The following is a 19,908-nucleotide window of genomic DNA, read 5'->3' on the forward strand; positions in this document are numbered from 1 at the left end:
AAAGAAGGGGCTTTGGATGACGGCTCGAAACGTAGTGGTTCTTTCGTCGAGTCCGCGTAAGGACGGCAACTCCGACATGCTGTGCCATGAGTTTGCCGCAGCGGCTCGTGAGGCGGGAGCCGCGGTCGACGAGGTCGCACTGCGAGATCTCAAGATCGCGCCGTGTCGGGCATGCTATGGCTGCTGGAACTCGCAGCGCTGCGTGCTGGGTGACGATGTGGCGCCGCTGCTTGAAAAGATCGCTGCAGCCGACGTCCTGTGTGTGGCGACGCCCGTGTACTTCGGGCTGCCGTGTGGCCAGCTCAAGGTCATGATCGACCGGCTGCTGCCGCTCTGGCAGGGCCTTGGCGGCAAGGATGTCTACCTTATTTTGACCGGCCACGATGGTCGCGCGGGCCTCGCGCACGCCGCAGATGACCTGCGCCTGGTGTTCGAGAACCTCGGTGACGCCGTGTGCGGAATCGTGTGGGGCGAGCACGTGTGGCAAAAGGGCGAGGTCGTGGGCACGGCGGCCGTGGCTGACGCGCGGCAGCTGGGCACACGGGCGGCACATGGGGCCTAGCGCGTTGTAGGGTTGGGCACAATCTCGGTTGACCCAAGCGCGCGATGGAGCGCGATAAGGATGGAGGAGCGCACGATGGATACAATTACCCTGAACAACGGAATCGAGATGCCGCTCGAGGGACTGGGCGTCTTTCAGGTGACGGACGAGGGCGAGTGCGAGCGCGCGGTGCGCACGGCGCTCGATCTTGGCTACCGGCTTGTGGATACGGCCGCTTGCTACGGCAACGAGCGCGCCGTGGGCAGGGCGCTCAAGGCGAGCGGGCTGCCGCGCGAGGAGGTCTTTCTGACCTCGAAGGTGTGGATCCAGGACGCAGGCTACGAGCGCACCATGGCGTCGTTTGACCGTACGCTCGAAAACCTGGGGACCGATTACCTGGACCTCTATCTCATCCACATGCCCTACGGCGACTATCACGGCAGCTGGCGCGCCATGGAGGAGCTGCTTCGGGCGGGTCGCGTGCGCGCCATCGGCGTGTGCAACTTCTTGCCCGACCGTCTGGCCGACCTCATCCTTGCACACCAGGTGGTGCCGGCAGTGAACCAGATCGAGCTGCATCCGTTTTGCCAGCAGCGGCGGCTCCGCCAGCTCATGGCTCGCTACGACATCGCGCCCATGGCATGGGCTCCCTTCGCCGAGGGCCAGCATGGGCTCTTCTCCAACCCCACGCTTACGGCCATCGGCGCGGCGCACAACAAGACGGCGGCCCAGGTGGTGCTGCGGTGGCTTCGCCAGGAGGGCATCATCGCTATCCCCAAGTCGGTACACGAAGAGCGCATTTGCGAGAACTTTGACATTGACGACTTCGAGCTCACGCCGGCAGATCTTGCGCAGGTCGATGCGATGGACGAGGGCGTCCCGACGATTCTGGACGTGCCGGACGTGTGCGAGGTGTACCGCCTGCACGGCATTACGTTCGAGCAGTAGTACGTGGTGGGTTTGAGGCCGGCAGTCCGTCTGGGTTGACGCTGCGGGGCCCGCTCCGACCACATTCGAGTGAGGCAGGGAGATAACCATGAACATCGTGATTTTGCAGGGAAGTCCCAACCACAACGGCTCGACGGCGATGCTCGTCGAGGAGTTCGCTCGCGGCGCCCGCGAGGCGGGACATGCGGTTGAGCGCATCGACGTGTGTGCAGAGGACGTGAACCCGTGCCACGGCTGCGTGGCCTGTGGCTACGGTGCACGGCCGTGTGTGCAGCGCGACGGCATGGCGCGCATTCTCGACCGGGTGCTTGCGGCCGACATGCTCGTGCTGGCCACGCCGCTCTATTACTACGGCATGACCGCCCAGCTCAAAGCGGTTATCGACCGATTCTGCTCCGAGAACTCCGCGATTACAGCGAAGCGTCTGCGCTCGGCGCTCATCACGGTGGCGTGGAATGCCGACGACTGGACTTTTGAGGCGCTTGTGGCGCACTACCGCACGCTCGTGCGCTATCTTGACTTCAAGGATGCCGGCATGGTGCTTGGCTACGGCTGCGGCACGCCCGGCATGACCAAGGCGTCGGGCGCCATGCTTAAGGCCTACGAGCTGGGACTGTCGCTGGAATAGGTGGTGGCTGCTCCAGGCGCTGGCATGGGTTTGGCCCCTGGGAAAACGCTGATTACAGCCTCCGAGCGCCCCCTCGTGCACGCTCGCTTCGGAAAAGGGCGTCCGAAACGCGATCGGCCGAGTAGACCAGGATACCCGACGGACAAAGCCCCTGGTAGATGGCCCGGGGCTTAAGGGCCTACTCGGCGATTCAGGAAAGGGACGCCCTTTTCCGAAGCGAGCGTGCTTTGAGGTCATCCGCGAAGGCTCATATTCAGCGTTTCCCTGGGGCTCGTGGCAAAGACGATGTATCACGCGCCGCCTGCGGCAAGGTCGTGGCGGCACACAACAGAGAGGAACGATCATGGCATTCACGATGAACCTGTACTACACCGGCGAGAACGGCGCGGCGCGCAAGTTTGCCGAGGAAATGGAGTCCTCGGGCACCGCCGACGCGATCCGGTCGCGGGAGGGCAACCTGGCGTACCGCTATTTCCAGCCGCTCGACGATCCCGAGACGGTGCTGCTCATCGACTCATGGGCAAACCAGGAGGCGCTCGACGCCCACCATGCTTCGCCGGCGATGACGACGATCGCCGAGCTGCGCGACAAGTACAATCTGCACATGCGTGCCGAGCGCTACATCTCCGACGAGGAGGGCGTGCCCGCGAAGGACGCCGCTTTCATGAGGGAGTAGCCGCCTCGACCGATAATTCAAGAGACTGTCGCGCGGTGGGCCCCGAGCTCTCGGGCGCCGCGGGCCGCCTGCTCGACAGGCACGTACAGGCAAGGTGGTCGACGACGCAGGAGAGGTGAGGCGCATGTTCCTTACGCATCGCATAGAAGAGATCGTTGTCCAGAGCACCGACACGCGGCGCGCTATCGGTGAGTTCGTGCTGCGCGAACGCTCCCACCTGGCCGATTACACGATCGGCGACATCGCCGAGGCCACCTTTTCGTCCAAACCGTCGGTGACGCGCTTTGCCAAGGCGCTCGGCTACAGCGGCTGGCGGGACTTCATCCGCGACTTCGTTGCGGAGGTCCATTTTGAAGAAAGCCACCAGACGGCCGTCGACCCCAACTATCCGTTTGCGGCGGGCGATGCGGACGAGACCGTGATCAATGCGGTCGCCGACGCGCAGTTCGACGCCGTGGCCGACACGATGCGCTTGCTCAACCGCGGCGCCATTGCGCTGGGCGCCCGATACCTGCAACATGCGAAGTGCGTGCACGTGTTTGGGGTGAGCCCAAACACCTACCTGGGCGAGCTGTTCTGCCGCAAGCTGCTTTCGGTGGGCAAGACCGCCCACGTGGCAAGTCCCGACGAGAACGGCGTGGTGGCGCGCTCACTCACATCGGATGACTGCGCCGTCATCATTTCGTATTCGGGCAACAACCCTGCGGTGAATCCCATGCAGGTGGTCCCGACGCTGCTTGCCAACAAGGTCCCGACAATCGCCATCACCGGTGAAGGCGAGAACTACCTGCGCCACAACGTGCGCTGCACCCTCACCATCTCATCGCGCGAGACGCTCTACGACAAGATCAGCACCTTTGGCACCGAGGCCTCGATCCTCTTCTTGCTCAATGCGCTCTTTGGTTGCTACTTCGCGCGTGCGTACGAACGCAACAAGGCGTTCAAGACGCGCTCGGCGCAGGCACTCGAGCAGTCGCGCGAGGCCGCGGGCATCGAGCGATAGCCGCCTTTTTTCGGACATGTATACCCTCCGCCGTTCACCGGCGATTTTCTGCAAGTTTCATCGACCCCCGCCGCCGCGAGGGGTGTTTGAGAAACCTTGTTTCACATCCTGCGATAGCTATGTTTCCTGCTCACGGCCCTCCCTAGTATCGGGGTCGCCAAGCGTTCAGGTTGCGATCCGCAAGGAAGGAGAGGAAGCATGAGCAAGAAGTATGAAGGGCTTGCACGCGATATCGTGCAGCTCGTGGGCGGCAAAGAAAACGTCAGCAACGCGTATCATTGCCAGACCCGTCTTCGCTTCACGCTTGTCGACGAGGACAAGGCCGACGAGGAAGCGATCAAGGCTCATGACGGCGTCGTGGGAGTCATCCATGGTGCCGGCCAGTTCCAGGTGTGCATCGGCCCGCAGGTCGCCGATGTGTTTGAAGAGGTGGAAAAGCTCGTCGACACGGGAGCGAAGGATGCCGAGCCGGCCGAAGCCGAGAAGAAGGGTCCGTTTGACCGCGTGATCGACTTCGTGGCAGGCACGTTCCAGCCCATCATCCCCGCGCTGTCGGGCGCCGGCATGGTCAAGGCCGTCATGGCGCTGCTCGTCGTGTTCAACCTCATCGACTCGACGTCGCAGACCTACCAGATGCTCAACATCTTTGCCGACGGCGTGTTCTACTTCCTGCCGATGCTCCTGGCGTTCACCGAGGCGCAGAAGCTCAAGTGCAACCCCATTCTCGCCGCGGGCGTGGCAGCCATGATGCTTCACCCGACGTGGAGTGCATTTGTAAGCGCGGGCGACCCGGTCAACTTCTTCGGTGTCATTCCGTTTACGCTGGCGAGCTACGGATCGAGCGTCATCCCCATCATCTTGGTGGTGTTCGTGCAGTCCTTCGTGGAGAAGTGGCTGAACAAGCACATTCCCGCCTCGGTGAACCTGGTGTTTGTTCCCATGCTCACGTTCTTGGTCATGGGTACGCTGGCCTTCTCGATCTTGGGACCCATCGGTGCGATCGTGGGCAACTGGCTCGCGGTGTTCTTCACGTTCCTGGCCGAGAATGCGGCTTGGGTGCCTGCGGTGCTCATCGGCGGCCTCTGCCCCGTGATGGTCATGTTTGGCATCCACAACGGCGTGGCGCCGCTCGGCCCGGTGCAGATGGCCCAGCTTGGCTACGACAGCATCTGGGGCCCGGGCAACATCGTGTCCAACATGTGCCAGGCAACGGCTGGCCTCGTGGTGGCCTGGCGCTCCAAGCGTGACCGCAAGGCGGCCCTGCCCGGAGCCATCACCGCTTTCATGGGCATCACCGAGCCTATTCTTTACGGCACCAACCTGCCCAAGAAGTATCCGCTCGTAGCTGCGATGATCGGCGGCGCCGTGGGCGGCCTGTACGCCGGCCTCACGCAGACCCATCGCTTCGCGACGGGTTCCGGCGGCCTGCCTGCAGTCCTGCTCTACATCGGCGGCGACGACCTCTCGAACTTCTTCAACATCATCATCGCCATGGTGATCGGCGTGGTGGTGACGGGCGTGCTCACCTTCTTCCTGTCGCTTAAGTTCGAGGGCAAGGAAGACGCTTCCGAGCAGAACGGCGCCGAGGACGCGTCGGCTGCCGCTCCGGCTTCGGACGCCGTCGAGGTCGTGCTTTCCGACTCCTTGGTCGCAGCTCCGATCTCGGGCGAGGTGGTTGCCATGGAGAACGTCTCCGACCCCATCTTTGCCAGCAAGGCCATGGGCGAGGGCTGCGCGATCGTTCCTACTGAAGGCGAGCTCGTGTCGCCGTCGAACGGCGTGGTGAGCCTGGTCGCCGACACCGGACATGCGGTCGGCATCGTGTCTGACGAGGGCGTCGAGGTCATGATGCATGTGGGCATCGATACCGTGAACCTCAAGGGTGCGCCGTTCACCGCGCATGTAAAGCCCGGCGATCGTGTGCTTGTGGGCCAGAAGCTGCTCGATATCGACCTCGACCAGATTCGCGCCGCCGGCCTCTCGACGGAGACGATGGTCATCATCACCAACACACCGGCGTTTGCCTCGGTGAAACCGGTGGCGTCGGGGACCGTTGTCGCAGGCGAAGACCTGGTAAGCATTACGGCGAAGTAGCCTCGAAATGATGCACTCCGGCCCCGCCGTGTCTGCGACGGGGCCTTGTCCCAAGGAGGGAACATGTTCTATCAGAAGCTCAAGCCGTTCCCCAAGGGGTTCCTCTGGGGCGCCTCCACCTCTGCCTATCAGGTCGAGGGTGCCTGGAACGAGGATGGCAAGGGCATGAGCCTGCAGGATCTGCACGAGCCGCCCGCGGGTGTCACGGATTTCAAGGTTGCGAGCGACCACTATCATCACATGCCCGAAGATGTGGAGCTCATGGCCAAGCTCGGCCTCAAGGCCTACCGCTTCTCCATCAGCTGGTCGCGCGTCATGCCCGCGGGGTCCGGCGCGGTCAACGAGGCCGGCCTGGCGTTCTACGACCGCCTGGTGGACGAGCTCGTCGCCCACGACATCACGCCGGTTGCCACGATGTTTCACTTCGACCTGCCGCTCGAGCTGCACAAGCAGGGCGGTTGGGCGAACCGAGCCACCATCGAGGCGTTCTGCTTGTACGCACAGGTGCTTTTTGAGCGCCTGGGCGACCGCATCAAGTATTGGCTCACCATCAACGAGCAGAACTGCATGGTGATCCATCCCAACTCGATGTACCCCAAGGCGATCGGCGAGGTGCCAGACCGCAAGAACCTTTACCAGCAGAGCCACAACATGTTTGTGGCGGCGGCGCGCGTCACCAACATGCTGCACGAGATGTGGCCCGACGCCAAGATCGGGCCGGCGCCCAACATCACGGCCATCTACCCGGCCACCTGCGCGCCGGAAGACGTGATTGCGGCGGATAACTGGGAGTCCATCCGCTGCTGGAACTACCTGGACGTCGCGGTGTTCGGTCGCTATAACCCCATCTGCTGGGCCTATCTTGAGGAGAAGGGCCTTACGCCCGAGTTCGCTCCGGGCGACGCCGAGCTCCTCACCTCAGCGAAGCCCGACTACCTGGGCGTGAACTACTACGCCACGGCCACCGTTGCCGCCGCGCGCAACGACGGCACCGACTGCGCCGCGCGCGAGGGCGACCAGCAGGTCATGCTCGGCGAGGAAGGCGTGTATCGCTCGGCGGCAAACGAGCATCTCACCAAGAGCGAGTACGGCTGGATCATCGACCCGGTGGGCATGCGCACGACGCTGCGCCGCGTGGCAAGCCGCTACGGTCTGCCCATTCTTATCACCGAAAACGGTCTGGGTGCGAAGGACACACTCGAGGCGGACGGCTCCGTGCACGACCCCTATCGCATCGACTATCTGCGTCGTCACTTCGAGCAGGCGCAGCTGGCGCTCACCGACGGGGTCGACCTCATCGGCTACTGCCCCTGGAGCTTCATGGATCTGGTGAGCACGCACCAGGGATACGGTAAGCGCTACGGCTTTGTGTATGTCGACCGTGACGAGGACGACCTGCGCACGCTGCGCCGTATTCCCAAGGACTCCTTCGCGTGGTATCGCCATGTGATCGAGACCAACGGTGCGGAGCTGTAGGAGGGGCTTGCGCGTGGGCGCCGAGGCACCCGGGCATCGTAGGGCGGGGGGCGCGCGAAAGAGTCGTGCGCCCCCCCGTGTGAGCAGGAAGGTTTTGAGATGGTCGATATCGCAAGCGTGCTGGGAAGCATGGCGTCGCTCGTCGTGGTGACGCTTTTGGGCTATATCGCGGCGAAGCTGGGATTTCTGTCTGCCCAGGTGCGTCCGGCATTGTCGGGGCTCATCTTCAACATCACGTTGCCCTGCACGATTCTGGCTTCGGTGGGGGAGGTCGACGCATCGTCCGGTGGTGACCAGATCGTCTGGTCCATCATCCTGGGCTTTGCGCTGTTCTTTGTCATGCTGGGGGCCGCGGCGCTTGCGTGCCTCGTCTCTCGTCCGCAGCGCGCTGAGCGCAACCTGTATCTCTTCATGGGCGTCCTCACCAACACGGGCTTCATTGGGTTTGCCGTGCTGGAGTCGATCTTTGGCGGCGGGTCGGTCTTTTTGGGAAGCGTCTTCATCGCGGTTTCGAACGTCTTTCTCTACAGTATCGGCATCGCGGTGCTCACGTCGGGGTCCCACGACTCTGACAGTGCTGCTGCAAGGCCGACGCGGCGCGAGCGGCTGCGGACGATGCTCGACAATATGCTCAACGCGCCGCTTGTGGTGAGCCTTGTCGCCATGGTGATCTTCTTTGCGCAGCTTCCCGTTCCCGCGCCGATCATGCAGGCGGCCGATATGGCGGGCGGTATCACCTCGCCGCTTGCCATGATGCTCGTGGGACTTTCGATTGCCGATGCCGACCTGAAGCGGGTGCTTGGTGACGTGAAGCTTTGGGTTTACACCGCCGTGCGCTTTCTGGTGGTCCCGCTTGCGGCCTATGTGCTTTTGGCTCCCGTGGTACCAAGCAAGCTTGCGCTCGGGATCTTCATCGTGATGCTGGCCATGCCCACGGGCTCCATGGCAGGGCCCATTGCGGCCACCTATGGGCAGAGCGGGGAGACGCCGGCGCGCGGAACCATCGTCTCGACGCTCGCGTCGTTTGCAATTGTGCCGGTGCTCTGCCTGGTGATGAGCGTGGGCTGAGACCCGCGACGAGAGCCGGCGTGCTGGCTACGCGCCGGGAGCCAGGTGCCCGTCAGCGCTCGCCCCGTCTTCCCGTACGAAGGCAAGAAAGCGGCTCGCGGCATCGCCGAGCGGGGCGTCGCGCTTCCAGGCGAAGTCGATAACCGAGATGAGCGGCGGGAAGAGCAGGCGAAACTCGAGGTTCGTGCCGGGGCCCGCCGGCGTGAGGCCTTCGTAGGTAAGCATGCTGCCCACGCCCTCGCGCACCAGCACGGCGCCGTTGAACGCAAGGTTCACTGTGGCTGCGACATGCGGTCGGCTCGTCTGGTCGCCCAGCCAGGTGGCAAAGAGGCCACCGATCTCATCGCCCTGCGCGAAGCGTTCAGGGAGGATGAGCTCCTTGCCTGCAAGGTCGGCGGGACCCACGGTGTCGTGCGCGGTCAACGGGTCATCGGCCCGCATGAGGATACCCCAGGCGTCGGTGGGCGTCAGACGTATGTGCGCGTAGCGGTCGATGCCGGGATGTGACATGAGAACCGAGAAGTCGTCGAGCCCGCGCTCGAGGCGCTCGATGAGGTCCGGTGCATTGCCGCTGTGCACATGGAACCTCACGCCGGGATGCCGCGCGCGAAACGCACGGACGCGAGCGGCGATGACGCGGATGCCGTCGGACTCGCCCGCGCCGATGTGGATGTCACCCTCTACGATGTCGTCGCGATGCTGGAGGTCGGCCTCGGTCTGGTCGCTGAGCCCCACGATTTCCCGCGCGCGTCGCTGCAGGTAGAGGCCCTTTTCGGTGGGGGTGACGTTTCTGCTGTGACGCTCGAGCAGGGTGCAGCCCAGTTCGCGCTCGAGTGCGGCGATCTGGCGCGAAAGCGCCGGCTGGGTGACGTGCAGGGTCTCGGCCGCGCGCGACATGGTGCCGTACTCGCAGACGGCGAGAAAGTAGCGCAGGGTGCGGAGTTCCATAAGTCCTCCTATAACGATTGCTCATAGCACACTATAAAACATAAGCAATGGTATTTAGCGGTGGGCGGCGCGATACTGGAGGCGAAGCAACGATGAAGGCTTGGCGGGGAGGTGCGCGATGCGGGTCACAATGGAGTTTGACGCGGTCGCAGTCCCTGTCGAGCTCAACGATTCCCCGGCCGCCCAAGCGCTCCTTCAGCATCTGCCGCTCAGGTTGAGCATGAACGGGTCGAGCGTGGGGTGCTGCGGCCAGCTGCCGTTTGCCCTGCCGCACGACGCCGCGCAGCTCCACGACGGCTGGGCGGATGGCGACCTCAACTACAAGCCGGCGGGCGACTGGCTTGCGCTGTTCTTTGACGACGAAGAGAACTCGGCGCGCTATGGCGGTCAGGTGACGCTGGGGCATGTGACGGGGCCGCTGGGGCCGCTGCGCGACCTTGCGGGCGAGCACGCGGCACGCATCGTGGCGACGGGCGAGGACGGCGTGGCGGGTGCCAGCGCTCGCGAGGGGGTGCATGTGTCCGTTGAGGCGCCTGCGAGCGGCTAAGACGTTGCGGCAGCGTGGCCGCATGGCTTTGTGCGGCGGCGCGATGGCTGGACCGTGCGCCGCGTGTTCTTTCTGACGTAGCTAACCAACGACGATTGGAGCGAATATGGCACTGACCACCGATATGACGGCATTCGAGCAGACCGACCCAGAGTTTGCGGAGCGCTTCTCGCACTTTGCAGGGACCGAGGTTCCGGGCGAGCCGGCAGCCAAGCTTCCGGCGCGCGAGCGTCACCTTGTGATTCTGGCGGCGCTGCTGGGCTGCCAGGGCGTGGATGAGTTTCGCGTCCAGCTTGCCGACGCCCTTGACGATGGCGTGACGCCCATCGAGGCCCGCGAGGTGGTCTATCAGGCCACGGCGTATCTGGGCATCGGCCGCGTGCGCCCGTTCCTGAGCGCGCTCAACGAGGTACTCGCCAAGCGCGGCGTGGAACTGCCGCTGGCGCCCCAGGCCACGACGACGCTCGACACGCGTCTTGCCGCGGGCAACCAGAAGCAGATCGACTACTTTGGCGAGGGCATGCGCGAGAGCTGGGCAAACGGTCCTGCAGAGCGCGCGCACATCAACCGCTGGCTCGCCGACAACTGCTTTGGCGACTACTACACGCGCGGCGGTCTCTCTGACGAGGACCGCGAGATGGTGACCTTCTGCTATATCGCCGCGCAGGGAGGTTGCGAGCCGCAGGCCACGGCGCACGCGGGCGGCAACCTGAACCTCGGCCGCACGAAGGATTTCTTGTACCGCGTGGTCTCGCAGATGGTTCCCTACATTGGCTATCCGCGCAGTCTGAACACGCTGACGTGTGTGGACAACGCCGCGAAGTAATGTGTGCGGCGGGCGGGCGCCCGTGCGGCAGCCGTCGCTCAACCAAGATACGTGTGGCTGCTGGCCTGCAACATACGATAAGAAACAAACAATGAGAAGGAGAACAACCATGAGTGAACAGAACGACTTCACCCCGACCTTTGGCCTCGGCGCGCCCAACGACGCCTACGCGCAGTACTTCATTGGCCAGTCCTACCTCAACGCGCTGACCGGTCCCGAGGCAGGCGTGGCGCTTGCCAACGTGACCTTCGAGCCGGGGTGCCGCAACAACTGGCACATCCACAACGCCGACAAGGGCGGCGGCCAGATTCTCATCTGCACCGACGGTCGCGGCTGGTACCAGGAGTGGGGCAAGCAGCCGCAGGAGCTCACGCCCGGCACCGTCGTGGTGATCCCCGCGGGCGTGAAGCACTGGCACGGCGCCGCGCACGACAGCTGGTTCTCGCACATCGCCTTCGAGGCTCCGGGCGAGAACTGCAGCAACGAATGGCTTGAACCCGTTACCGACGAGCAGTATCCGGCGTAAGTTGCTAGGCGCATCCATCGAACGGCGGGTGCGCCTTTTTGCACGCGGCGCGGGCCGTGCGCGTGAGAGGAGAGACAGAATGGCAGAGATGTATACCACGCTGGGACATTCCGGCATTCAGGTGAGTCGCATCTGCCTGGGAGGCATGAGCTTTGGCGAGCATATCCCGGGTGGGCATCAGTGGACGCTGGGCCCGGACGAGACGCGTGACGTGATTGCGCGGGCGCTCGAGCAGGGCGTGAACTTCATCGACACCGCCAACTGCTACGCAGCCGGCACGAGCGAGGAGTACATCGGCGCCGCACTGCGCGAGCTTGGTGTGCAACGCGATAAGGTGGTCCTTGCCAGCAAGGTCTTCTTCAACGAGGGGCGGCTTTCGGCCACGGCCATCGAGCACGAGATCGACGGGACGCTGCGCCGCCTGGGCACCGACTACCTGGACCTCTATATCATTCATCGCTTTGACTACGACACACCCATGGAGGAGACCATGGAGGCGCTCGACAAGCTGGTGCGCGCCGGCAAGGTGCGAGCGATCGGTGCGAGCGCCATGTATGCCTATCAATTCCATAACATGCAGGTAATCGCCAAGCAGAACGGGTGGACGCCGTTTACCAGCATGCAGTGCCACTACAACCTGCTCTATCGCGAGGACGAGCGCGAGATGATCCCCGTGTGTCGTCAGTTCGATGTGGCGCTCACGCCGTACAGCCCGCTTGCCTCGGGACATCTGTGCCGTCCTACCTGGGATTCAAGCTCGGTTCGCTCCACGACGGACAACACCATGCGCCAGAAGTACGACGCCGATCGGGAGCGCGACCTGCCGATTGTGACGCGTGTTGCCGAGGTCGCAACGCAACATGGCGTGCCCATGTCGCGCATCGCGCTTGCCTGGCACTGGGCGCGCGGCGTCACGGCGCCTATCGTGGGCTGCTCGAAGCCCGAGCGTGTCGACGATGCGGTCGCGGCGCTGGATATTGTGCTCACGTCCGAGGAGCTTGACTACCTGGAAGAACCGTATGTGGCCCACGAGCTCGTGGGGCCGCTGGCACGCCCCGGCGAGAAGCCGCTTGCGGGCACGAACGATCCGAACAAGAAGTAGACGGCTGCATGAACGTGCCGGGCGTCGGTCAGGGGTCGATGCCCGGCACGGGCAAGCGGGTCCGATGCGGTATCCGGTTTGGGGCATGCTGCTCGCAGGAGCATATTCGGGCTGTTTTTTGTCGGCACGAACGCTATATATCATCGCGATGGTCAATTTACCCACTGAGGTAGTTTTTTCCGCGGCTGTAAGAGCTCGAATTGGGCATGTATAACGCCCCTGTTAAGACAAGCTTCCAACAAGCTGCGTTTGCAGTGGTGCTTGTGACGCGTAGAACGGGTTTTCCGGGCTGCTCGGACGCTTTGCACGATGACAAAAAACTACCTCAGTGGGTAAATTGACCATCCATTTAATATTTAGCAATCCGAAAAACGGTATGTGCGAGCTAATTGATATTTATTCCTAATAAGTATGCAAATCATGAAACTATTTATGCAAAATTGACGTGAAGGGCAAGTGCAGAGCCCTGGGAACGCGTGCCAGAGCGTCCGGGGACGTGCGATGTCGCACGTCCCCGGACAGCGTGCGGCTGCTAGGCGCGTATGTCCGACCGGTCGGGATGCTTTTCGAACCACGCAACGGCATACGAGCAAGTGGGACGCGCACGCATGCCTCGGACGGCAATAGCGTCTGTGGCGCGGCGCAGCAGCTCACCGGCTATGCCTTGCCCGCGCAGCGATGGGTCGACAAACGTGTGATTGATCTCGACGATGCCGGGTTCGACCTCGGGGAAGGTGACTTCGGCAAGCACGGCTCCCTGCTCGTCCATGTAGCGCACCGCGTCGTCTGTCGTCTTGAACTCCATGTGTTCTCCTTTCCGGTGGCGGCGGGACTTCGCGCCCCGCATGGGCCACGAGCATGAGACAATGGCTGCTAACATGTCGTCATTGTCTCATCGAGGAGGTGCCATGGGAGAGTCGAAGACGCACAACTACCAGTTCTTCAACCATACGGCGTGCGAGTATTATCCCTGCCACGATATGCCGGCCGAGGAGCTTAACTGCCTGTTCTGCTTCTGTCCGCTCTACTGTCTGGGCGACACCTGCGGCGGCAACTTTACGTATGTGGGCGAGGCGGGGGACATCAAGGACTGCTCCGCTTGCACACTGCCGCACCACAGGGAGAACTACGCGTATATCATGCGCCAGTATCAGCGCGTGAAAGAGCTTGCCGCTCGCCGCTCCTGATGCGCGTTGGCGGCTAAGCTCGCTTTTGAGCCTTTGCGCGGGTAGACGTGCTACGACGGCACGCGACGCGGAGGAGGGTGTTAGCTATGGCGCAGGACCAGCACATCGATCTGTCCTTTTGGTTCGAAGGCTTTATGGACGGTGTGTCCTTGCTTGACGAGCCGCAGCGCAACCGGCTGTTTCGGTCGTGTGCGCGTCGCTGCCTGGCGCAGGGTACCATGGCGTTCTATGGCGAGCTCTTCGAGCGCGCACACGGCAACATCGACAGCTTCTTCCGGCTGGTCGACGAGGTCCCAGGTGTCGCGGCACGCATCGAGCAGCCCGGCGGGGCGTGGAAGCTCTCGTTTATGGAATGCACCTGCCCCTTGCACGGATGCGGTTTGGTGAATGCGCCTGAGCTCTGCGAATGCTCCCGCCAAAGTGTGACGCTGGCCATGCACGAGCTGTGGCCCGACGAGCGATTTGCCGTGGAGCTCGAGGGGTCGATTCTCGCTGGGGATGATGCCTGCACGCTAGGCATTACGCGGCATTAGCCGGACGTGTGTACCGCTGTGGCATCCTAGCCATACCATACAATTTCTGAATAGAAGCATATACAGCATAGGTCTTTTACATGTCAAAAGCTCCTTCCTAGTATGTAACTATGAAAGGAGCTGATGATATGGGCGACTTGGGTGAGGACGTCGCGCGTTGCCTGTGCGACTGTGAGTGCGATGCAGAAATGGCGGCGCGCGCCAAGAGCTCGTGCGAGGAGGGTAGGGCCCGCGAGGCGAAGCGCGTCCTGCTGGGCGAGCGTCAGCGCCTGCTGGACACGATGCATGCGTCGCAGCGAGGCATCGACGCGATTGACCATATGCTACACCGTGTGAGCTGCGAGTGTGTGGCGCATGCAGTGTCCGAAGCCGATAAGGCGCAGCATGGGGTTTCCCGCGACATGGCCGGCGAGGAGGGCGCCCATGAGTGAGCGCGTTCTTGGCATTCTGGCCGATTCCTTTACGAAGATTCTAATCCCTGGTCTCACCGCGACGATCCCACTTGCGGTCATCTCTTTCGTGCTGGCGCTCATCATCGCCACGGCCGTCGCGTTGGTGCAGTACGTCCGCGTGCCGGTGCTTACGCAGCTGGCGCGTTTTTACGTCTGGATCGTACGCGGCACGCCGCTTTTGGTCCAGCTCTATGTGGTGTTCTACGGCCTGCCCGATTTCGGGATCGTATTGGATCCGTTCCCGTCGGCCATCATCGTGTTCTCGCTGAACACCGGCGCGTATGCCGCCGAGACCATCCGCGGCGCGCTCGAGGGCGTGCCTGCCGGCCAGCTTGAGGCGGGCTATTGCGTGGGTATGTCGTTTCTGCAGGTCATGCGCCGCATCGTGATGCCCCAGGCGCTGCGAACGGCGTTTCCGGCGCTTTCGAACGAGCTTATCTCGCTGGTAAAGGATACGTCGCTCGCGGCGAACATCACCGTGCTCGAGATGCTCATGGCGACGCAGCAGATCGTTTCGCGTACCTATGAGGCGCTCCCGCTGTATCTGGAGGTCGGTGTGATCTACCTGCTGTTCTCGACGGTGCTCACCTGGCTGCAGGGTGTAGGCGAGCGCTGGCTGGCCGCACGTGGCATGGAAAGGGGCTGATGACCATGGAGCAACGCAACGAGGCCAAACAGGGCGTGCCGATGCTTCGCCTCAAGGGCGTGCGGAAGTCCTTCGACGGCACAGAGGTGCTGCATGGCGTGGACCTTTCGGTGGACGCCGGCGAGGTCGTAGCCATTCTAGGACCGTCCGGCTCGGGCAAGACGACGCTGCTGCGTTGCGCAAACTTCCTAGAGCGGGCCGATGCCGGAACGCTGGAGCTCGCGGGCGAGCGTCACGATCTGGCAACGACGCGTCCACGCGAGATGGCCGACGTGCGCCGCCGCACTGGGTTCGTGTTCCAGGGCTACAACCTTTTTCGCAACCGGACCGTGCTGGGCAACGTGTGCGAAGGCCTGGTGACGGCGCGCAAGATGCCGCGAGCCCAGGCGGAGGAGCGGGCACACGCGTGTCTGCGCCGCGTGGGCATGGACGACCGCTGCGACGCCTATCCCGTTCAGCTGTCGGGCGGTCAGCAGCAGCGCGTGGCCATCGCCCGCGCCATGGCGACCGACCCCGAGATCATCTACTTTGACGAGCCGACCTCGGCACTTGACCCGGAGCTTACCGGCGAGGTGCTGGCGGCCATGAGGCAGCTTGCGGAGGACGGCATGACCATGCTCGTGGTGACGCACGAGATGGCGTTCGCGCGCGATGTCGCCGACCGCGTGGTGTTCATGGAAGACGGGCGCGTGGTGACCGAGGCCCCGGCGCGCGAGTTCTTCGAGCGTCCGGCAAACGACCGCATTCGTGCGTTTCTGCGCATGGCCGGCGGCACGACGGCGTAGCCCAGCTTGACCGCGGGCGCGGCTTAGGACAGCGCTTGCGACGGGGCGCTCCCAGGCACCTTCGATATTCGATGCTGCTTTGGCACAAACCATCTTTCGGGATTGGAGAGAATTATGACAGAGGAAAAGCTCGAGCTCACGCAGGAGTGGGACAAGACGTTTCCGCAGAGTGACAAGGTCGATCACAGCAAGGTGACCTTCCATAACCGTTATGGCATCACCCTGGCGGCGGACCTGTATGCACCCCGGGATCGCGCGGCGGCTCAGGCGGGCGCGGACGGCAAACTTGCAGCCATCGCCGTGTGTGGCCCGTTCGGCGCTGTGAAGGAGCAGTGCTCGGGCCTCTACGCGCAGACCATGGCGGAGCGCGGCTTTCTGACCATCGCCTTCGACCCGTCGTACTGCGGTGAGTCGGGCGGCGAGCCGCGCTACATGGCGAGCCCGGATATCAACACCGAGGACTTCATGGCCGCGGTGGACTATCTGAGCTGTCGCGACGACGTCGACCCCGAGCGCATTGGCATCATTGGCATCTGCGGCTGGGGCGGCATGGCGCTCAACGCCGCCGCGCTGGACCCGCGCATCAAGGCGACGGTTGCAAGCACGATGTACGACATGAGCCGTATTGCCGCTAAGGGATACTTCGATGCCAACGACAGCGCCGCCGAGCGCCAGGCGCAGCGCCGCGCCTACGCCGAACAACGCACCAAGGAGTATGCATCGGGCACCTACGAGCGCGCCGGCGGCGTGGTGGACCCGCTGCCCGAGGATGCGCCGTTCTTCGTCAAGGACTACTACGACTACTACAAGACGCCGCGTGGCTACCACCCGCGCTCGCTTAACAGCAACGACGGCTGGAACGTGACGGGCACTATGAGCTTTTTGAACCAGCCCATCCTGACCTATATCGACGAGATCGAGAACGCCGTCATGGTGCTTCATGGAGACAAGGCACACTCGTTCTACATGGGCAAGGATGCCTTCGAGCGTCTGACCGGCGACAACAAGGTGTTTGAGGTCGTGCCCGGCGCGGTGCACACCGACCTCTACGACGGTGGCGGCAAGAACGCCATCCCGTGGGACAAGCTCCAGGCGTTTTTCGAGCAGTACCTGTAGCGCGACGACACGTAGCGCGACGACGTATGGTGCAACGACGCGCGGCATGGCGACGCGTGCATGAAAGGGGATTGAGCAATCTATGGCATACGAGATGAATCGAAGGTTGTTTGTGGCGGCGTTCGCAGGCCTGGCGGGCGTTGCCGCCGCAGGGCTTGTGGGCTGCAGCGGCTCCAATGGCTCCGATGCGGGAGCGGGCAGCGCGTCCGCCGGCGGTTCGGGTGACCTTCTGGACCAGATCCGCGAGCGCGGCGAGATGATCTTCGCTACCGAGGGCACGTGGAGCCCGTGGACCTTTCACGATGATTCCGGCGAGCTGACCGGTTACGACATCGAAGTGGCCCGCGGCATCGCGGAGCGTCTGGGCGTCGAGGCAAGCTTTGCCGAGGGCGAGTGGGACGGCCTGCTTGCCGGCCTCGACTCTGGACGCTACGACACCATGGCGAACGGCGTCTCGGTCACCGAGGAGCGCGAGGAGAAGTATGACTTCACCGAGCCCTACGCCTACAACCGTATCGTCGTCATCACCATGGCCGATTCGGACATCGCATCGCTCGACGACCTTGCCGGCAAGACCACGGCGAACACGCTGGGCTCGAGTTACGCCGCGCTTGCCGAGGCCCACGGTGCTACGAACACCGGCGTCGACGACTTCAACCAGACCATTCAGCTGCTCGAGGCGGGGCGCATCGATGCGACGCTCAACGACGAGGTCGTGTTCTATGACTACATGAGCCAGCATCCGGATGCGAACCTCAAGATCGCGGCGGAAAACGACGAGCCCACGCACGTGGCGTTCCCGCTGCGTAAAGAGGCTGCGACCGAGAGTCTGCTGGCGGCTATGAACGACGCCATCGCGGACATGCGCGAGGACGGGACGCTGTCCGACCTTTCGAACGAGTTCTTTGGAATGGACATTTCCTCTAACGATTGAAACGATGGGGGTGAGGCTACGATGGCCTCGCAGGTTGTATTGACGGTGGGCGGGAGGGCGTTCTCGGCGACGCTCGAGGACAACGCCGCCACGCGTGCGCTGACGGCGATGCTGCCCATGACCGTCACGATGTCCGAGCTCAACGGCAACGAAAAGTACTGTTACCTCGAGAGCTCGCTGCCAGCGCGGGCCGAGCGCGTGGGGTCTATCCAGGCGGGAGACATCATGCTGTTCGGTAGCGACTGCCTGGTGGTTTTCTATCAGAGCTTCTCTACGGGCTATAGCTACACGCGTCTCGGGCATATCGACGATGCGGCAGGGCTCGCCGATGCCGTGGGATCGGGCGACGTCGAGGCGAGCTGGCAGCTCGCTTAATCGAGCGAAGCTGAGGTGTGGCGGCGGTGCGCGTGCCCGGTCTCCAAGGCGTTTCCGGCGGATTCGTGCTCGGCGTCCTCGCCCGCCGCTGCTGTAGCTTCTTGGTCTCTATGGAGGTGTTCTTCCTCGTCGCGGCTGTCGTGCACTGCGACGCCCACGCCGTGCTGCTGCGCCAGGTCGAGCAGCTCGCGCATGGTCATCGACTCGGCATCCTCGGCGGAGATTGACATGCCTGCATCGACAAGCTGCCGGTAGATGCGGTATTTTCCAAGCCCCATGTCATGGTCGGAAGCCTCATGGTGCTCTGCCTCGCTTGCATGCGAGCAGTGCACCTGACCGGTTTGGTCGGTATCGAGGCAGTGGACACCGGTCGATTCAAGCCGGGCCGCCGCGTCGCGGTCGTCGCAGACGATTGTCAGCTCGATCACGGCGTCTTGGGTCAGATAGTCTTGCAGGGCGTCGTCGATGGCGGCGAGGGCTTCCTCATAGCTCTTGCCCTGCACGTCCGCTTGCTGCAGGACCTGCTCGCCGTCCTTGTTGTAGGCGCGCGTGTCGGCGACGCAGTCGAAGCGATTGATGCCAAGCTCAAGGGAAGGGTTTACGTCGATGCCGATATAGGCGTACGGCGTCGAGGCCCAGGCAACGCCTCCTATGCCCAGGAGCACCAGCAGCAGACATGCGGCGGCTGCGAGCACAATGTGCCTGCGACGCTGGGGTGAGGCGGCGGGTCGTTTCTGGGCAACGAGGGAGAGGTGCGGCTGATCGTCCGACGCCTTTCGATGTTGGGGGATCGAAGGGGAGGGGTCGTGTTCGTCCGCGGCGGGCTGTTCGGCGAGCTTGTGTGTCCGGCCCGCTGGGGCTGTCTGACCCGAGCCGCCTGCCTGGTCGGCAGTTCGGATCTGCTCGATGCGCTCCAAGGTGCGTTCGGCCAGGTCGGCCGGCACATGCGCGTTATCGAAGGCGTCCTGCAGACGCCGCTTCACATCGTCGGTCATGACAGGGCCTCCCTCAGTTGCTGCTTCCCGCGCGAAATCCATGAGTACACGGTGCCGGTAGGCATGCCGGTCATGCGCGAGATGTCGCGGGCGGTATATCCCTCGTACAGGGCGAGGTAGAGCTGTGTTTTAGGCGGATCGCCAAGCGTGTCCAGGGCGTTTCGAATATCGATGAGGCCTTCGGGGCTGTCGCCTGTGGCCGGCAGGGCTCCCTCGCCACCCTGCTCGACAAGGCCTTCGAGCGAGGTGTTTTTGTTCCGCGCGGCCTTGAGGACATCCTTGCAGGCGTTGATGGCCACGCGGAGCAGCCAGGCCTTTTTGTGGCGCTCGCTGCGAAAGGGGGCGTCGTGCAGGGCGTATTTGATATAGACATCCTGGAAGACATCTTCGGCATCGGAGGGCGCAAGGTAGAGAAGGCAGGCGCGCCACACCGCGTCGCCATAGGCATGCATGGCCTGTTCGATGTCCGGGGCATCGCGCATGTCTTCTCCTTTCCCGTTCC

The 19,908-nt window shown here is 63.4% G+C and carries 24 protein-coding genes; 20 read left to right on the top strand and 4 right to left on the bottom strand.

Features of this window, described 5'->3' with window-relative positions:
- The first annotated feature begins 16 nt into the window (after positions 1-16).
- The 8 genes from B5F33_RS10880 to B5F33_RS00160 all read left to right on the top strand — a co-directional run bounded on the left by B5F33_RS10880 (position 17) and on the right by B5F33_RS00160 (position 8,434).
- Positions 17-562 (top strand): flavodoxin family protein, encoded by a 546-nt coding sequence (locus B5F33_RS10880; protein ID WP_158095260.1) that lies wholly within the window; start codon positions 17-19, stop codon positions 560-562.
- A gap of 75 nt (positions 563-637) precedes the next feature.
- A complete protein-coding gene (locus B5F33_RS00130; RefSeq protein ID WP_087409776.1) occupies positions 638-1,489 on the top strand; it encodes an aldo/keto reductase in 852 nt (283 codons plus the stop codon).
- Between the two features lie 88 nt (positions 1,490-1,577).
- Positions 1,578-2,117 (top strand): flavodoxin family protein, encoded by a 540-nt coding sequence (locus B5F33_RS00135; protein ID WP_087409777.1) that lies wholly within the window; start codon positions 1,578-1,580, stop codon positions 2,115-2,117.
- Between the two features lie 343 nt (positions 2,118-2,460).
- The gene (locus B5F33_RS00140) at positions 2,461-2,793 is read left to right on the top strand and encodes an antibiotic biosynthesis monooxygenase (protein WP_087409778.1); all 333 of its coding nucleotides are present in this window, start codon (positions 2,461-2,463) and stop codon (positions 2,791-2,793) included.
- Positions 2,794-2,917: 124 nt separating this feature from the next.
- On the top strand, positions 2,918-3,796 hold the full coding sequence (locus tag B5F33_RS00145) for a MurR/RpiR family transcriptional regulator (RefSeq protein WP_087409779.1): 879 nt from the start codon (positions 2,918-2,920) through the stop codon (positions 3,794-3,796).
- A gap of 198 nt (positions 3,797-3,994) precedes the next feature.
- Positions 3,995-5,890 (top strand): beta-glucoside-specific PTS transporter subunit IIABC, encoded by a 1,896-nt coding sequence (locus tag B5F33_RS00150; RefSeq protein WP_087409780.1) that lies wholly within the window; start codon positions 3,995-3,997, stop codon positions 5,888-5,890.
- Between the two features lie 63 nt (positions 5,891-5,953).
- Complete coding sequence (locus tag B5F33_RS00155; protein ID WP_087409781.1) at positions 5,954-7,366, top strand: glycoside hydrolase family 1 protein; 1,413 nt, start codon at positions 5,954-5,956, stop codon at positions 7,364-7,366.
- 99 nt (positions 7,367-7,465) lie between these two features.
- On the top strand, positions 7,466-8,434 hold the full coding sequence (locus tag B5F33_RS00160; protein WP_087409782.1) for an AEC family transporter: 969 nt from the start codon (positions 7,466-7,468) through the stop codon (positions 8,432-8,434).
- Between the two features lie 27 nt (positions 8,435-8,461).
- Here B5F33_RS00160 and B5F33_RS00165 read toward each other — a convergent pair whose 3' ends face one another.
- Positions 8,462-9,382 (bottom strand): LysR family transcriptional regulator, encoded by a 921-nt coding sequence (locus tag B5F33_RS00165; protein ID WP_087409783.1) that lies wholly within the window; start codon positions 9,380-9,382, stop codon positions 8,462-8,464.
- Between the two features lie 118 nt (positions 9,383-9,500).
- Between B5F33_RS00165 and B5F33_RS00170 the strand changes: the two genes are divergently transcribed.
- From B5F33_RS00170 to B5F33_RS00185, 4 genes are all read left to right on the top strand, one after another.
- Entirely contained in the window at positions 9,501-9,929 is a 429-nt protein-coding gene (locus tag B5F33_RS00170; protein ID WP_087409784.1) for a cyclophilin-like fold protein, read from the top strand.
- 106 nt (positions 9,930-10,035) lie between these two features.
- Positions 10,036-10,755 (top strand): carboxymuconolactone decarboxylase family protein, encoded by a 720-nt coding sequence (locus B5F33_RS00175; RefSeq protein ID WP_087409785.1) that lies wholly within the window; start codon positions 10,036-10,038, stop codon positions 10,753-10,755.
- A gap of 109 nt (positions 10,756-10,864) precedes the next feature.
- Positions 10,865-11,281, top strand: a complete 417-nt coding sequence (locus tag B5F33_RS00180; protein ID WP_087409786.1) for a cupin domain-containing protein — start codon at positions 10,865-10,867, stop codon at positions 11,279-11,281.
- A gap of 79 nt (positions 11,282-11,360) precedes the next feature.
- Positions 11,361-12,383, top strand: a complete 1,023-nt coding sequence (locus B5F33_RS00185) for an aldo/keto reductase (protein ID WP_087409787.1) — start codon at positions 11,361-11,363, stop codon at positions 12,381-12,383.
- 532 nt (positions 12,384-12,915) lie between these two features.
- Here the strand turns inward: B5F33_RS00185 and B5F33_RS00190 are convergent.
- On the bottom strand, positions 12,916-13,188 hold the full coding sequence (locus tag B5F33_RS00190) for a GNAT family N-acetyltransferase (RefSeq protein ID WP_087409788.1): 273 nt from the start codon (positions 13,186-13,188) through the stop codon (positions 12,916-12,918).
- 103 nt (positions 13,189-13,291) lie between these two features.
- Between B5F33_RS00190 and B5F33_RS00195 the strand changes: the two genes are divergently transcribed.
- From B5F33_RS00195 to B5F33_RS00230, 8 genes are all read left to right on the top strand, one after another.
- On the top strand, positions 13,292-13,570 hold the full coding sequence (locus B5F33_RS00195) for a cysteine-rich small domain-containing protein (RefSeq protein WP_162609541.1): 279 nt from the start codon (positions 13,292-13,294) through the stop codon (positions 13,568-13,570).
- Between the two features lie 86 nt (positions 13,571-13,656).
- A complete protein-coding gene (locus B5F33_RS00200; protein WP_087409790.1) occupies positions 13,657-14,103 on the top strand; it encodes a hypothetical protein in 447 nt (148 codons plus the stop codon).
- Between the two features lie 128 nt (positions 14,104-14,231).
- Positions 14,232-14,534, top strand: coding sequence for a hypothetical protein (locus B5F33_RS00205; protein ID WP_239284617.1), 303 nt, complete (start codon positions 14,232-14,234; stop codon positions 14,532-14,534).
- Complete coding sequence (locus B5F33_RS00210; protein ID WP_087409791.1) at positions 14,527-15,201, top strand: amino acid ABC transporter permease; 675 nt, start codon at positions 14,527-14,529, stop codon at positions 15,199-15,201. Before B5F33_RS00205 ends, B5F33_RS00210 begins: the two co-directional genes overlap by 8 nt.
- A 5-nt stretch (positions 15,202-15,206) precedes the next feature.
- Positions 15,207-15,986 (top strand): amino acid ABC transporter ATP-binding protein, encoded by a 780-nt coding sequence (locus B5F33_RS00215; protein ID WP_239284619.1) that lies wholly within the window; start codon positions 15,207-15,209, stop codon positions 15,984-15,986.
- A 114-nt stretch (positions 15,987-16,100) separates the two neighbouring features.
- The gene (locus B5F33_RS00220) at positions 16,101-17,102 is read left to right on the top strand and encodes an alpha/beta hydrolase (protein ID WP_087409793.1); all 1,002 of its coding nucleotides are present in this window, start codon (positions 16,101-16,103) and stop codon (positions 17,100-17,102) included.
- Between the two features lie 82 nt (positions 17,103-17,184).
- Complete coding sequence (locus B5F33_RS00225) at positions 17,185-18,036, top strand: transporter substrate-binding domain-containing protein (protein ID WP_204214304.1); 852 nt, start codon at positions 17,185-17,187, stop codon at positions 18,034-18,036.
- 21 nt (positions 18,037-18,057) lie between these two features.
- Complete coding sequence (locus B5F33_RS00230) at positions 18,058-18,411, top strand: cyclophilin-like fold protein (RefSeq protein ID WP_087409794.1); 354 nt, start codon at positions 18,058-18,060, stop codon at positions 18,409-18,411.
- Here the strand turns inward: B5F33_RS00230 and B5F33_RS00235 are convergent.
- A complete protein-coding gene (locus B5F33_RS00235) occupies positions 18,408-19,406 on the bottom strand; it encodes a hypothetical protein (protein WP_087409795.1) in 999 nt (332 codons plus the stop codon). The two genes, B5F33_RS00230 and B5F33_RS00235, sit on opposite strands and share 4 nt — an antisense overlap.
- Positions 19,403-19,888: an RNA polymerase sigma factor gene (locus tag B5F33_RS00240; protein ID WP_087409796.1), complete on the bottom strand. Its 486-nt coding sequence runs from the start codon at positions 19,886-19,888 to the stop codon at positions 19,403-19,405. The genes B5F33_RS00235 and B5F33_RS00240 overlap by 4 nt, the downstream gene beginning before the upstream one ends.
- Positions 19,889-19,908: the final 20 nt, after the last annotated feature.

The organism is Collinsella sp. An2, from assembly GCF_002160065.1.
GTDB lineage: Bacteria > Actinomycetota > Coriobacteriia > Coriobacteriales > Coriobacteriaceae > Limicola.